This is a genomic window from Citrobacter europaeus, from assembly GCA_020099315.1.
Classification (GTDB): domain Bacteria; phylum Pseudomonadota; class Gammaproteobacteria; order Enterobacterales; family Enterobacteriaceae; genus Citrobacter; species Citrobacter europaeus.
The window spans coordinates 1639024-1653839 of the sequence record CP083650.1; the positions used below are offsets into that span (position 1 = coordinate 1639024).

Below are 14816 nucleotides of genomic sequence, written 5' to 3' on the forward strand. Positions count from 1 at the left end.
AAATCCTTTAGTGGCCTGAGAGGTAGAAGTGGGCAGCAACCAGCTCACTGTCGGTTAAATCAATGATTATTGGTACATGACCAGGGCGGTATAACAAGGAATCAATGGGCAAGCCATCGTTACCTTTTTGCATATCTACCGTGATTTTCAGCCCATTATCAAGGGGAAAAACCAGGTAACGTTTTTCGGTATCAACAATCTGGAGCTTATATTTTTCAAGAGATTCCATGGTTTGCGCGACGTAGTAAGCGTGGTCGGCGCTGGTTTCATTACCGTCTTCTTCACTGACTGACGGATCTAATTGGAACCTGGCGGTTATCAAACTGGCTTGTGTAATTTCCTGTTTTTGCGCTGCGGGTAATTTATTGTTATCTAACTGATAGTCAGGTGTGTCAGCAACCCAACGATAATCAATTATCTTCCAGGGGGACTCTTTTGGAATCTTTAATGGGAGAGGGAAACACTCTGCTGCGTTGATGCAGATTTTGTTATCAGCGACTTTATAAATATTGCCCATTCGGGTATCGAACGGCGTTGAGCGTAGCGCATCGATATCACTTTGACTGTACGGATTGCATTCGGCACAGCGAGCAAAGGAGTTATCGTAGAAGAAAGCGACTGTTTCTTCGGTGGTGTCATCGTTATACAGATAACGAATCTTCGGTCCGGAATCTGACCGGACCGAAGCTGTATGGAATATAAAGAGCAGTGCGAATATTCCGTATCGCAAAAATCTATCCATGATTTACTTCCTTAATGCATAAACATTAATACATCACTTTATGTCCATATTGCTCGAGAATGCCTTTCACGCGCTCCATGGTCTCTTTCTTTGGTGGCTTGACGCCATCCAGTTTGTACTCTTCGCCCATTGCCACCCATTTGTGTTTGCCCAGCTCGTGATATGGCAGCAGCTCGATTTTTTCAACGTTGCCCATATCGCGGGTAAACTCACCCAGGCGGTGCGCAGAGTCGTCATCGTCAGACCAGCCAGGCACGACAACGTAGCGGATCCACACTTTGATGTCTTTATTGGACAGGTAACGCGCGAACTCCAGCGTACGATGGTTCGATACGCCGACCAGATTCTGATGGATTTCATCGTTCATCTGTTTGAGATCGAGCATGACCAGGTCGGTGACTTCCAGCAACTCATCGATAACCGGATCGTAGCGGCGAACAAAGCCGTTAGTATCCAGACAGGTATGAATACCTTCTTTTTTACAGGCCCGAAACCAGTCACGTACGAATTCAGCTTGCAGAATAGCTTCGCCGCCGGACGCCGTCACACCGCCACCGGATGCGTTCATAAAGTGGCGGTAGGTCACGACTTCTTTCATTAACTCGTCGACGGTGACTTCTTTGCCGCCGTGCGTATCCCATGTGTCACGGTTATGGCAATACAGGCAGCGCATCAGGCAGCCCTGGAAGAAGGTAATAAAACGGATGCCCGGGCCATCAACAGTGCCACAGGATTCAAAGGAGTGAATGCGACCAATAACTGACATTGCGGTGTATCTCCAGGTGTGGCCCATCCGGGGCCTGTGTTAGTGCACAGTTATTAACTGTGTCGAGTCTGTTTTGGCTGCTATCCATACTTTTCGTCTTTCAAGCTGCATCTTTGTTAGCTACCTTCGCTCACCCCAGTCACGTACTTCTGTACGCTCCAGGGGATTCACTCCGTTGCCGCCTCAATGCAACTCGAAATCCATCGAGTATATAAGTATAGATAGCTGACAAAGCAGGCTATTAAAAAGGCCCCACTTACGTGGAGCCTTTATTGTACGCTTTTTAAAGTACGATTTCAGTCAAAACCAATTACATGGTCTGAGTGAAGGTACGAGTAATAACGTCCTGCTGCTGTTCTTTAGTCAGGGAGTTAAAACGTACAGCGTAGCCAGAAACACGAATGGTCAGCTGCGGATATTTTTCCGGATGTTCCATCGCATCCAGCAGCATTTCACGGTTCATGACGTTCACGTTCAGGTGCTGACCACCTTCGATGGACGCTTCATGGTGGAAGTAACCATCCATCAGACCAGCCAGGTTGGTCTTACGAACTTCGTCGTCTTTACCCAGTGCGTTCGGAACGATAGAGAAGGTGTAAGAGATACCATCTTTAGCGTAAGCAAACGGCAGTTTAGCAACGGAGGTCAGAGAGGCAACAGCACCTTTCTGGTCACGACCGTGCATTGGGTTAGCACCCGGTCCGAACGGCGCGCCAGCACGACGACCATCTGGGGTGTTACCGGTTTTCTTACCATAAACCACGTTAGAGGTGATGGTCAGAACAGACTGAGTCGGGATAGCGTTACGATAAGTAGTCAGTTTCTGAATTTTCTTCATGAAACGTTCTACCAGGTCAACCGCCATATCATCAACGCGAGGGTCGTTGTTACCAAACTGCGGGTATTCGCCTTCGATTTCGAAGTCTACAGCCAGACCGTCTTCATCACGAATCGGTTTAACTTTCGCATATTTGATTGCAGACAGGGAGTCAGCAGCAACGGACAGACCAGCGATACCACACGCCATGGTGCGGATAACGTCACGGTCATGCAGCGCCATCAGAGAGGCTTCGTAGCTGTACTTGTCGTGCATGTAGTGGATAACGTTCAGCGCGGTGACATACTGTTTAGCCAGCCAGTCCATGAAGTGATCCATGCGGTCCATAACTTCGTCGAAGTTCAGAACGTCGCCTTTGATCGGTTCAGATTTAGGACCAACCTGCATTTTCAGTTTTTCATCAACGCCGCCGTTGATTGCGTACAGCATGGTTTTCGCCAGGTTTGCACGCGCACCGAAGAACTGCATTTGTTTACCAACAACCATCGGGCTTACGCAGCAAGCGATAGCGTAATCGTCGTTGTTGAAGTCCGGACGCATCAGGTCATCGTTCTCGTACTGCAGAGAAGAGGTGTCGATGGACACTTTAGCGGCGAATTTCTTGAAGTTCAGAGGCAGTTTTTCAGACCACAGAACGGTGATGTTCGGCTCCGGAGAAGGACCCATGGTGTACAGGGTGTTCAGGAAGCGGAAGCTGTTTTTGGTAACCAGAGTACGGCCATCAACGCCCATACCACCGATAGATTCAGTTGCCCAAATCGGGTCACCGGAGAACAGTTCATCATATTCAGGAGTACGCAGGAAACGAACCATACGCAATTTCATGACCAGGTGGTCAATCATTTCCTGAGCGTCTTGCTCGGTGATTTTGCCTGCTTTGATATCACGTTCGATGTAAGCATCCAGGAAGGTGGATACGCGACCGAAGGACATTGCTGCGCCGTTCTGAGATTTAACAGCGGCCAGGTAGCCGAAGTAAGTCCACTGGATAGCTTCCTGAGCGTTGGTAGCCGGACCAGAGATATCGCAGCCATATTTAGCAGCCATTTCTTTGATCTGACCCAGTGCGCGGTGCTGTTCAGCAATTTCTTCACGCAGACGGATAGTTGCTTCCAGGTTTACGCCGTTTTCCAGATCGGACTGCAGAGAGACGAACTGAGCGTATTTGTCTTTCATCAGGTAGTCGATACCGTACAGCGCAACGCGACGGTAGTCACCGATGATACGGCCACGGCCATACGCATCTGGCAGACCAGTCAGAACACCGGATTTACGGCAGTTCAGAATGTCTTTGGTGTAAACATCGAATACACCCTGGTTGTGGGTTTTACGGTATTCGGTGAAGATTTTTTTCAGCATCGGGTCCAGTTCGCGATTGTACGCTTTGCAGGAACCTTCAACCATTTTGATGCCGCCAAACGGAATGATTGCACGTTTCAGCGGAGCTTCAGTCTGCAGACCAACGATTTTCTCGAGCGCTTTGTTGATGTAGCCAGCGTCGTGAGAAGTGATGGTAGAAGCAACGGAGGTGTCAAAGTCAACAGGCGCGTGAGTGCGGTTTTCCTGTTTAACGCCTTCCATCACGCTGTCCCACAGTGCAGTGGTCGCATCAGTTGCGCCAGCCAGGAAGGACTCGTCACCCTCATACGGAGTGTAGTTTTTCTGAATGAAGTCACGGACGTTTACTTCATTCTGCCAGTCACCTTTGGTAAAACCTTCCCAGGCTGTGGCTAACTTTTCATTAAGCTCGGACATGTAACACCTACCTTCTTAAGTGGATTTTTTATTTACTGCGTGTAATGGGCATCATCAGATTAATGATGATCGTTACCACGCAGATAAATGACCCAGTATGTCAACCCGACCAACAAACCGCCGCCGATAATGTTACCGATCGTAACCGGAATCAGGTTATCGGTGATGAAGTTCATCACGGTCAGGTGAGAAAAATTCTCCGGAGAAGACCCAACAGCGGCCCAGAATTCCGGGGTGGCGAAATCGCGTATTACAATACCCATAGGGATCATAAACATGTTTGCGATACTGTGCTCAAAACCGCTGGCAACAAACATTGCGACCGGTAATACCATGATAAACGCTTTGTCCATCAGGCTGCGGCCCGAGTAGCTCATCCATACCGCCAGGCACACCATCAGGTTAGCCAGGATGCCAAGACTTACCGCCTCAACAAAAGTATGGTGCACTTTGTGGTCGGCTGTCTGCAGGACGTTGAGCCCCCACGCGCCGTTGGCGGTCATGTATTCGCCGGAAAGCCACATCAGTAGTACGAAGAGCAAGCAACCAACCAGGTTACCGACATAAACGTTAAGCCAGTTTTTAGCCAATTGGCCCCAGGTAATACGACCACTGGCTTTTGCTACGACAATCAATACGGTTGAGGTAAAGAGGTCTGCGCCGCAGACAACACAAAGAATCAGCCCCAGGGAAAAGCAGATACCACCTACTAATTTTGCCATGCCGAAAGGCATAGCTCCGGTACCGGTTGTGGCGGTGATATAGAAAACAAAGGCAATTGAAATGAATACACCGGCAGTAATTGCCAGATAGAACGTCTTAAGCGGATGTTTCGTTGCTTTATAGACGCCTGCTTCTTCGGCAACTTTGGCCATTGCAGCAGGAAGAATAAGATCAAAAGGGTTGTCAGCTTTCACACTAACTCTCTCTTTATTAAGTCGGCGACGAGATACTAACAAAGCATTATAGATGAGAATTTGATATAGATCATATCTCGCCTGGCTTATAGGCCCGTAAGACGCATGGTTTTTATGCGATTACGGAGTAACTTGTTGATTATCCATATAAAAATAAATTTTAAAAATTATAAAGTGAGTTGAATTTTTTCTTTTTGTCTCCTGTCAGATGGTTAATTAAAATGGAGTAATTGAGATAAAAAACCACATTAATAAGCTAATTTTTTTAATATCAACTACTAATATTTAACCTTGTTTTTACATTTATTTTTTGATTTGACCAAAATAAAAAACAGGGCGCATAAAGCGCCCCGTAATATAGCCCAGACAATACCTTTAGCCTACTCAGCGCAGGTTGATTGTCACTATTTTGACCAGTGTGCAGCTTTCGCGCGCTGCAGTTTTTCGTAGGCTTTCAGCAGAGACTGATGCGCCGGGAAAGCCTGCAGATCGCTATCAACGGGTTGCAGCCCGTAGAACGGCGCTTCGCCACTTAATGCCGCACTTGCCGCTTCAACCGCATCGGCTCCGTACATGCGAACGAATGCGTTCAGATATTGCAGCGGTTGGCGATCTTCTTCCTGAGATAGCAGTAGCAGCGTTTGCAGGCAGCGGTAGTAGTTGGCTCGTTCAGCGCTAAAGACAGATGCGTTGAATTCCATCGTCCATTCAGTCCAGATCAGCGCCTGTTCCAGGTCGCCACCAGCCAGCGCCAGCATCACTTTAAGCTCGCCAATGCGCAGGGTATACCAACCGTTATCCGCGCCGGTCGCCAGACCAAGCAGTTCACGTACACGGGTGAAGTCGTCAAAGCCTTCTTCGTCCAACTGTTCGATCAGATTGAGATAGTCTTCTTTATCCCATTCACTGCCTGGCAGAGAGAGGATGGTGTCACGCAGATGGGCACCCATGGCGTTGTTGGCTAACCACAGATCTTCTGCCGGATAGATGTCAGACATTCCCGGAACAATAATACGGCAGGCGTAAACGCTCAGATGCTCATAGTCGGCGATATACACTTCTTTATCTTCAGCATTGAAGATAGCCATCAGGGTGGCGAACTCTTCTTCCGTAGTGCCGGAGAAATTCCAGTCAACGAACGGATAGTCGGCATCCTGCTTGAACAGATCCCAGGAGATCAGGCCGCTGGAATCAATGAAGTGGGTTTCAAGGTTAGTGTGTTCCGCCACTTCTTCATCGTCGAACGTCGGCGGGGTGAAGACATCAAGATCTTTCAGACCACGGCCCTGCAACAGTTCAGTGACGGTACGCTCCAGCGCAACACCGAAATCTGGGTGCGCGCCGAAGGAAGCAAAGCAGGTACCGTTGGCCGGGTTGAACAAGACAACGCAAATCACCGGGTACTTGCCGCCCAGCGAGCCATCGTAGGCGAAAATTGGGAAACCTTCCGCTTCCAGTTTGGCAATGGACTCCACCACTGCTGGATAGCGCGCCATCACTTCAGCCGGGATTTCCGGCAGGCTGATGCTTTCCGCGATAATGCGGTTCTTCACATGACGTTCAAAGACTTCAGACAGGCCCTGAACACGCGCTTCGTTACGCGTATTACCCGCAGACATGCCGTTAGAAACATACAGGTTGCCGATAATGTTCATCGGAATATAGACAGTCTGGTTATCCGACTGGCGGGTAAACGGCAGACCGCAGACGCCACGTTCTTCATTACCAGACTGTAGATCGATAAGCATGCTGCCGGTCAATTCGTTATCTGGATCGTAAAACGCACGCAGACGTGTATCCAGCAGACCTTCTGGTACGTCGTCATTTTCAGTCAGCGGGAACCATTTTTCGTTCGGGTAATGTACGAACGGGCCGTTGGCGATAGTTTCACCCAGCCAGAAATCCGCAAAGAAATAGTTAGTCGACAGACGCTCAAAATATTCGCCCAGCGCGGAAGCCAGCGCCGCTTTTTTCGTCGCACCTTTACCGTTGGTGAAGCACAGCGCGCATTCTTTGTCGCGAATATGTACCGACCAGACGTTAGGAACGGGATTCAACCACGAGGCTTCTTCAATTTGAAAACCGAGGTCGAGCAATTTTTGCTGGAAGCGAGCGATGGAGTCTTCCAGAGCGGCATCTTTGCCGGGGATAAATGTTTGCGTCATGAAAATCACTTTTGTCGTACGGAAAGCGCGCAATGATACGGGTTTTCAATGAACGGCGCTATCGTCGCCGGAGTTCAGGCGTAAATAAAAGTATTAGCTATGCTTTCCTACAGCCAACCACGTTTAGAGCATAATAATGAAAGCTTTCGATTTACACCGTATGGCGCTTGATAAGGTGCCCATGGATTTTCTGGGAGAAGTCGCGCTACGCAGCCTCTATACCTTTATATTGGTTTTTCTGTTTTTAAAAATCACCGGACGTCGCGGCGTACGCCAGATGTCGCTTTTTGAAGTCTTGATAATCCTTACGCTGGGTTCTGCGGCGGGAGACGTGGCATTTTATGACGATGTTCCAATGTTGCCGGTGCTGGTGGTCTTTATTACTCTTGCCGTGCTGTATCGGCTGGTGATGTGGCTGATGGCGCATAGCGAAAAAATGGAGGATTTGCTGGAGGGGAAACCCGTCGTGATCATTGAGGACGGAGAGCTGGCATGGTCAAAGCTCAGTAGCGCCAATATGACTGAATTCGAATTCTTTATGGAACTGCGTTTGAACGGTGTGGAGCAACTGGGGCAGGTGAAACTGGCTATTCTGGAGACGAACGGGCAAATCAGCGTCTACTTCTTTGCCGATGAAGACGTAAAACCGGGGCTCAGTATTCTGCCTAAACGCTGTACGCAACGATTTAAAGTCATACCTGAAGCAGGGGACTATGCCTGCATACGTTGTAGCGAAGTGGTGCACATGAACGCCGGAGATCACCAATTATGTCCGCGCTGTGCAAATCCAGAATGGTCGAAGGCCAGTCGGGCAAAACGGGTCACCTGACAGCGAAAATCTCGGTTTTTACCCGTCAATCCGATAGATTCTGTTGTGTGACGGATGACACATTTTTACCCTGGTCAGTTTTACCCATTGCGGCGCGTGTCACTGAATGATAAAACCGATATCCACAGGAATAACTTATACCAATGTCTGTCACCGGATTATCGTCAATGACAGGATGTTGATTGGACAACAACACAACGTGGTGAGGGGAAATGGCTCAGGTCTTCAATTTTAGTTCAGGTCCGGCAATGTTACCGGCAGAAGTTCTTAAACTGGCTCAACAGGATCTTCGCGACTGGAACGGTCTTGGCACGTCGGTGATGGAAATTAGCCATCGTGGCAAAGAATTCATCCAGGTCGCAGAAGAAGCGGAGCAGGATTTTCGCGATCTTCTCAGCATCCCCTCCAACTATAAAGTGTTATTCTGCCATGGCGGTGGTCGCGGACAATTCGCCGGTATCCCGTTAAATATTCTCGGTGATAAAACAACTGCGGATTACGTCGATGCCGGTTACTGGGCCGCCAGCGCAATTAAAGAAGCGAAAAAGTACTGCACGCCAAACGTTATCGATGCCAAAGTTACCGTTGACGGACTGCGCGCTGTTAAGCCAATGAGCGAATGGCAGCTTTCTGACAACGCGGCGTATCTGCACTATTGTCCGAATGAAACCATCGATGGTATTGCGATCGAAGAAACGCCGAATTTTGCCAGCAACGTGGTGGTCACGGCGGATCTGTCCTCTACCATTCTTTCCGCACCGCTTGACGTTAGCCGCTATGGCGTAATTTACGCCGGGGCGCAGAAAAACATCGGCCCGGCCGGGCTGACAATTGTTATCGTACGCGAAGATTTGCTGGGTAAAGCCCATGTGTCCTGCCCGTCAATCCTCGACTATACCGTGCTGAACGACAACGACTCCATGTTCAATACGCCGCCAACCTTTGCCTGGTATTTATCTGGCCTGGTCTTTAAATGGCTGAAAGAGCAGGGCGGTGTTAACGCGATGGATAAAATTAACCAGCAAAAAGCGGAACTGCTGTACGGCGTCATTGATAACAGTGATTTCTATCGTAACGATGTGGCGAAATCCAACCGTTCACGCATGAACGTCCCGTTCCAGTTGGCTGACAGCGCACTGGATAAACTCTTCCTGGAAGAGTCATTTGCTGCGGGTTTGCACGCATTGAAAGGGCACCGTGTGGTCGGCGGTATGCGCGCGTCCATCTACAATGCAATGCCGCTTGAAGGTGTAAAAGCGCTGACTGATTTCATGGTCGATTTCGAGCGTCGCCGCGGTTAATCTGCTGTATTTTTCATCCCCACAGCCTGTCTGTGGGGTTTTTATGTCTGTTTTTGAGAGTCGAGTTTCATGGAATCCCTGACGTTACAACCCATTGCGCGGGTGGATGGCACCATCAATCTGCCTGGATCCAAAAGTGTTTCTAACCGCGCTTTGCTGCTAGCTGCATTAGCAAATGGCACCACTGTCCTGACCAACCTGCTGGACAGCGATGATGTCCGCCATATGCTTAATGCTTTGAATGCGTTAGGGATCAGCTATACCCTTTCTGCCGATCGCACGCGTTGCGAGATAATCGGTAATGGCGGTGCGCTGCACGCAGAAGGTGCAGTAGAGCTGTTCCTTGGCAATGCCGGAACCGCAATGCGCCCGCTGGCCGCAGCGTTATGCCTGGGCGCCAATGACATCGTGTTGACGGGTGAACCGCGCATGAAGGAGCGCCCGATTGGTCATCTGGTTGATGCGCTGCGCCAGGGCGGAGCGAATATTGAATACCTGGAGCAGGAAAACTATCCGCCTTTACGTTTGCGCGGTGGCTTCGCCGGGGGACAGGTTGAGGTAGACGGTAGCGTATCCAGCCAATTCCTGACTGCGCTGTTGATGACTGCGCCGCTGGCGCCGCAGGATACGACGATCGCAATCAAAGGCGAACTGGTATCCAAACCTTACATTGATATCACACTGAACCTGATGAAAACGTTTGGTGTTGAAATTGAGAATCAGAACTACCAGCGCTTTGTCGTACAAGGGCAGCAGCAGTATCAGTCTCCGGGGGCATATCTGGTCGAAGGCGATGCTTCTTCCGCTTCCTATTTCCTCGCGGCGGGGGCCATTAAAGGCGGTACGGTAAAAGTAACCGGGATTGGTCGCAACAGTATGCAGGGAGATATTCGCTTCGCTGATGTACTGGAAAAAATGGGGGCGACTATTACCTGGGGCGATGACTTTATTGCCTGTACCCACGGTGAACTCAATGCGGTAGATATGGATATGAACCATATTCCTGATGCGGCGATGACTATTGCCACGGCTGCGCTGTTCGCAAAAGGGACGACCACACTGCGTAACATCTACAACTGGCGCGTCAAAGAGACCGACCGCCTGTTCGCGATGGCGACTGAGCTGCGTAAAGTGGGCGCGACCGTTGAAGAGGGCGAAGACTATATTCGCGTCACGCCGCCAGTGACGTTACAGTTTGCAGATATCGCGACCTACAACGATCACCGCATGGCGATGTGTTTCTCGCTGGTGGCGCTCTCTGACACGCCGGTGACCATTCTGGATCCGAAATGTACGGCCAAAACCTTCCCGGATTATTTCGAACAGCTGGCGCGTATTAGTACTCCTGCCTGATTCTCCCGGAACGCCGGTCCTCCAGGACTGGCGTTCCGAGGTCCGTAACCGCACTGTTTTTATGCTTTCAACTAATGCTAATTTGTTGATGATTTAACTTATTTATTTGTTTTTACTATAAATATCAACGGAAGATTAGCATGAAGCATAAATCACTCTTTTTGGCGTTAGCAGTTTCCGCCACGTTGCTGGCTGGTTGTAAAAATGGTGTGAATGGCGACCTTGTTGCCAGTTCCGGTATGGCTGCTTATAAAGCAGCGACACTTTCTGATGCTGATGTCAAAGCCCTCTCTAACAGTTCATGTAAGCAGATGGATAGCGAAAATCAGCTGGCGGGCGCGAAAAGCAAGTACACTAAGCGCCTGAATAAAATTGCGAAAGCGTTGGGGAATAACATTGATGGAACGCCGGTTAACTATAAAGTTTATATGACCAGTGATATCAATGCCTGGGCAATGGCGAATGGATGCGTACGTGTTTATTCGGGCTTGATGGACCTGATGACCGACAATGAAATAGAAGGCGTGCTGGGTCATGAGCTGGGCCATGTTTCTTTAGGGCACTCGCGTAAAGCAATGCAGACCGCGTATGCCACTCTGGCTGCGCGTGATGCTATTTCTGCGACCAGCGGCGTCGCTTCTCAGCTTTCCCAGTCTCAGTTGGGCGATTTGGCAGAAGGCGTGATTAATTCAGCGTTCTCCCGTAGTCAGGAATCAGATGCGGATGACTTTTCCTATGACTTGCTGAAAAAACGCGGTATTGACCGTCAGGGCTTAGTGACTGCGTTTGATAAGTTTGCCACGATGGACGCAGGCCATGCCAAATCGCTGATGGATTCTCACCCAGCATCTGACGATCGCGCTCAGCATATGCGTGAACGCATCGCTGCAGATAAAAAGTAAATCAGTGTCATCTTCCGGGCTGGTTTCTCACCAGCCCGCTATAATTGCGCAATTCTTCCTCATATCGTTACAGACTAATCGGGTTTTTACACTCTGTGTTAACGATTATTTGCGTTGGCGCGTATAATGCGCGGCGTTCACGTTAACGTATGCCCGTTTAAGGAGAAAAAGATGACGGCAATTGCCCCGGTTATTACCATTGATGGCCCAAGCGGTGCAGGTAAAGGCACCTTGTGCAAGGCAATGGCGGAAGCATTGCAGTGGCATCTGTTAGATTCAGGCGCGATCTACCGCGTACTGGCGCTCGCAGCGTTGCATCACCATGTTGATGTCACATCTGAAGATGCCCTGGTACCGCTTGCCTCACACCTGGATGTGCGTTTTATCTCAACGGACGGCAACCTTGAAGTCATTCTGGAAGGTGAAGATGTCAGCGGCGAAATCCGCACCCAGGAAGTGGCGAATGCCGCCTCTCAGGTCGCTGCGTTTCCTCGCGTACGTGAAGCGCTGTTACGCCGTCAACGCGCGTTTCGTGAAGCGCCCGGTCTGATCGCCGACGGACGTGACATGGGGACCGTGGTGTTCCCGGATGCGCCGGTGAAAATTTTTCTGGACGCCTCCTCGCAAGAACGTGCGCATAGACGTATGCTACAGTTGCAGGAAAAGGGCTTTAGTGTTAACTTTGAACGCCTTTTGGCCGAGATCGAAGAACGCGATTATCGCGATCGTAACCGTGCTGTAGCGCCGCTGGTTCCCGCTGCTGATGCTTTAGTTTTGGATTCAACCCGATTAAGCATTGAGCAAGTGATTGAAAAAGCGTTACAATACGCGCGCCAAAAACTGGCACTCGCTTAAGTGCGACCGAATTTGCAGTACCCCCGTTGCAATGGATTGACAGCGGGTATGTTAAACAACCCCATCCGGCATGGAGCCAGGTGGACGTTAAATATGAAACCTGAAGATTAAACATGACTGAATCTTTTGCTCAACTGTTTGAAGAATCCTTAAAAGAAATCGAAACCCGTCCGGGTTCCATCGTTCGTGGTGTTGTTGTTGCTATCGACAAAGACGTAGTACTGGTTGACGCTGGTCTGAAATCTGAGTCCGCCATTCCGGCAGAGCAGTTCAAAAACGCCCAGGGCGAGCTGGAAATCCAGGTTGGTGACGAAGTTGACGTTGCTCTGGATGCAGTAGAAGACGGCTTCGGTGAAACCCTGCTGTCCCGTGAAAAAGCTAAACGTCACGAAGCTTGGATCACGCTGGAGAAAGCTTACGAAGAAGCTGCAACCGTTACTGGTGTTATCAATGGCAAAGTCAAGGGTGGCTTCACTGTTGAGCTGAATGGTATTCGCGCGTTCCTGCCGGGTTCCCTGGTAGACGTTCGTCCGGTCCGCGACACGCTGCACCTGGAAGGCAAAGAGCTTGAATTCAAAGTAATCAAGCTGGATCAGAAGCGTAACAACGTTGTTGTTTCCCGTCGTGCCGTTATCGAATCCGAAAACAGCGCAGAACGCGATCAGCTGCTGGAAAACCTGCAGGAAGGCATGGAAGTTAAAGGTATCGTTAAGAACCTCACTGACTACGGTGCATTCGTTGATCTGGGTGGCGTTGACGGCCTGCTGCACATCACCGACATGGCATGGAAACGCGTTAAGCATCCGAGCGAAATCGTAAACGTTGGCGACGAAATCACTGTTAAAGTGCTGAAGTTCGACCGCGAGCGTACTCGTGTATCTCTGGGCCTGAAACAGCTGGGCGAAGATCCATGGGTAGCTATCGCTAAGCGTTATCCAGAAGGTACCAAACTGACTGGTCGCGTGACCAACCTGACCGACTACGGCTGCTTCGTTGAAATCGAAGAAGGCGTTGAAGGCCTGGTTCACGTTTCCGAAATGGATTGGACCAACAAAAACATCCACCCGTCCAAAGTTGTTAACGTTGGCGATGTAGTGGAAGTTATGGTTCTGGATATCGACGAAGAACGTCGTCGTATCTCCCTGGGTCTGAAGCAGTGCAAAAACAACCCATGGCAGCAGTTCGCGGAAACCCACAACAAGGGCGACCGTGTTGAAGGTAAAATCAAGTCTATCACTGACTTCGGTATCTTCATCGGCCTGGACGGCGGCATCGACGGCCTGGTTCACCTGTCTGACATCTCCTGGAACGTTGCAGGCGAAGAAGCAGTTCGTGAATACAAAAAAGGCGACGAAATCGCAGCAGTTGTTCTGCAGGTTGACGCAGAGCGTGAGCGTATCTCTCTGGGCGTTAAACAGCTCGCAGAAGATCCGTTCAACAACTGGGTTGCACTGAACAAGAAAGGCGCAATCGTAAACGGTAAAGTCACTGCAGTTGACGCTAAAGGCGCAACCGTAGAACTGGCTGACGGCGTTGAAGGTTACCTGCGCGCTTCTGAAGCTTCCCGCGACCGCGTTGAAGATGCAACTCTGGTTCTGAGCGTTGGCGACGACGTTGAAGCTAAATTCACCGGCGTTGATCGTAAGAACCGCGCAATCAGCCTGTCTGTTCGTGCTAAAGACGAAGCTGATGAGAAAGATGCAATCGCAACTGTTAACAAACAGGAAGATGCTAACTTCTCTAACAACGCAATGGCTGAAGCTTTCAAAGCAGCTAAAGGCGAGTAATATCGAGTGCTCCTAAATCCTTTGTGCTGTTAACAGCACTAAGGGTGACGAGTAGCTTGACAGATTACAGGATTCGTCCTGTAATCAATGACAAAGGGCGGCTAAGGCCGCCCTTAATCAATGCAGCAGCTAATTATGCCTTTAAGGAACCGGAGGAATCATGACCAAGTCAGAATTGATTGAAAGACTTGCAACCCAGCAACCTCATATTCCCGCGAAAGCGGTTGAAGATGCAGTGAAAGAAATGCTGGAACATATGGCCTCGACTCTTGCGCAGGGCGAGCGTATTGAAATCCGCGGTTTCGGCAGCTTCTCTTTGCATTACCGCGCACCGCGCACCGGACGTAATCCGAAGACCGGTGATAAAGTGGATCTGGAAGGAAAATACGTTCCGCACTTTAAACCAGGTAAAGAACTGCGCGATCGCGCCAATATTTACGGTTAAGTTTTTAGCGAGACTTAACGCCGAGAAAAGCACCCGCATGGGTGCTTTTTTCATTTCTGCCTGCCCATCCTGGAATCCTCCTCCCAGTTAATTTGTACGTTACATGCGCTGTTAAATACCAGCGGAACGCACGCCGTATAACGCTAAATTGGCACCAGACA

The 14816-nt window shown here is 49.8% G+C and carries 12 protein-coding genes; 7 read left to right on the top strand and 5 right to left on the bottom strand.

Annotated elements, in window-relative coordinates:
* Positions 1-7: 7 nt before the first annotated feature.
* The 5 genes from LA337_07685 to LA337_07705 all read right to left on the bottom strand — a co-directional run bounded on the left by LA337_07685 (position 8) and on the right by LA337_07705 (position 7183).
* Positions 8-742 carry a hypothetical protein gene (locus LA337_07685; protein ID UBI17566.1) on the bottom strand — a complete coding sequence of 245 codons (735 nt, stop codon included), beginning with the start codon at positions 740-742 and terminating at the stop codon, positions 8-10.
* A 25-nt stretch (positions 743-767) separates the two neighbouring features.
* The gene (gene pflA, locus LA337_07690; GenBank protein ID UBI17567.1) at positions 768-1508 is read right to left on the bottom strand and encodes a pyruvate formate lyase 1-activating protein; all 741 of its coding nucleotides are present in this window, start codon (positions 1506-1508) and stop codon (positions 768-770) included.
* Between the two features lie 310 nt (positions 1509-1818).
* A complete protein-coding gene (gene pflB / locus LA337_07695; protein UBI17568.1) occupies positions 1819-4101 on the bottom strand; it encodes a formate C-acetyltransferase in 2283 nt (760 codons plus the stop codon).
* A 59-nt stretch (positions 4102-4160) separates the two neighbouring features.
* Positions 4161-5018, bottom strand: coding sequence for a formate transporter FocA (focA, locus tag LA337_07700; protein UBI17569.1), 858 nt, complete (start codon positions 5016-5018; stop codon positions 4161-4163).
* A 404-nt stretch (positions 5019-5422) separates the two neighbouring features.
* Positions 5423-7183, bottom strand: a complete 1761-nt coding sequence (locus LA337_07705) for a YcaO-like family protein (protein UBI17570.1) — start codon at positions 7181-7183, stop codon at positions 5423-5425.
* 136 nt (positions 7184-7319) lie between these two features.
* Between LA337_07705 and LA337_07710 the strand changes: the two genes are divergently transcribed.
* The 7 genes from LA337_07710 (at position 7320) to ihfB (ending at position 14655) form a co-directional block, all read left to right on the top strand.
* The gene (locus LA337_07710) at positions 7320-8012 is read left to right on the top strand and encodes a DUF421 domain-containing protein (GenBank protein UBI17571.1); all 693 of its coding nucleotides are present in this window, start codon (positions 7320-7322) and stop codon (positions 8010-8012) included.
* Positions 8013-8224: 212 nt separating this feature from the next.
* Positions 8225-9313, top strand: a complete 1089-nt coding sequence (serC, locus tag LA337_07715) for a 3-phosphoserine/phosphohydroxythreonine transaminase (GenBank protein ID UBI17572.1) — start codon at positions 8225-8227, stop codon at positions 9311-9313.
* A 69-nt stretch (positions 9314-9382) separates the two neighbouring features.
* On the top strand, positions 9383-10666 hold the full coding sequence (gene aroA, locus LA337_07720) for a 3-phosphoshikimate 1-carboxyvinyltransferase (protein ID UBI17573.1): 1284 nt from the start codon (positions 9383-9385) through the stop codon (positions 10664-10666).
* Between the two features lie 140 nt (positions 10667-10806).
* Positions 10807-11568, top strand: coding sequence for a M48 family metallopeptidase (locus LA337_07725; protein ID UBI17574.1), 762 nt, complete (start codon positions 10807-10809; stop codon positions 11566-11568).
* Between the two features lie 171 nt (positions 11569-11739).
* Positions 11740-12423: a (d)CMP kinase gene (cmk, locus tag LA337_07730; GenBank protein ID UBI17575.1), complete on the top strand. Its 684-nt coding sequence runs from the start codon at positions 11740-11742 to the stop codon at positions 12421-12423.
* Positions 12424-12536: 113 nt separating this feature from the next.
* A complete protein-coding gene (gene rpsA / locus LA337_07735) occupies positions 12537-14210 on the top strand; it encodes a 30S ribosomal protein S1 (protein ID UBI17576.1) in 1674 nt (557 codons plus the stop codon).
* Between the two features lie 160 nt (positions 14211-14370).
* Positions 14371-14655 carry an integration host factor subunit beta gene (gene ihfB / locus LA337_07740; protein UBI17577.1) on the top strand — a complete coding sequence of 95 codons (285 nt, stop codon included), beginning with the start codon at positions 14371-14373 and terminating at the stop codon, positions 14653-14655.
* Positions 14656-14816: the final 161 nt, after the last annotated feature.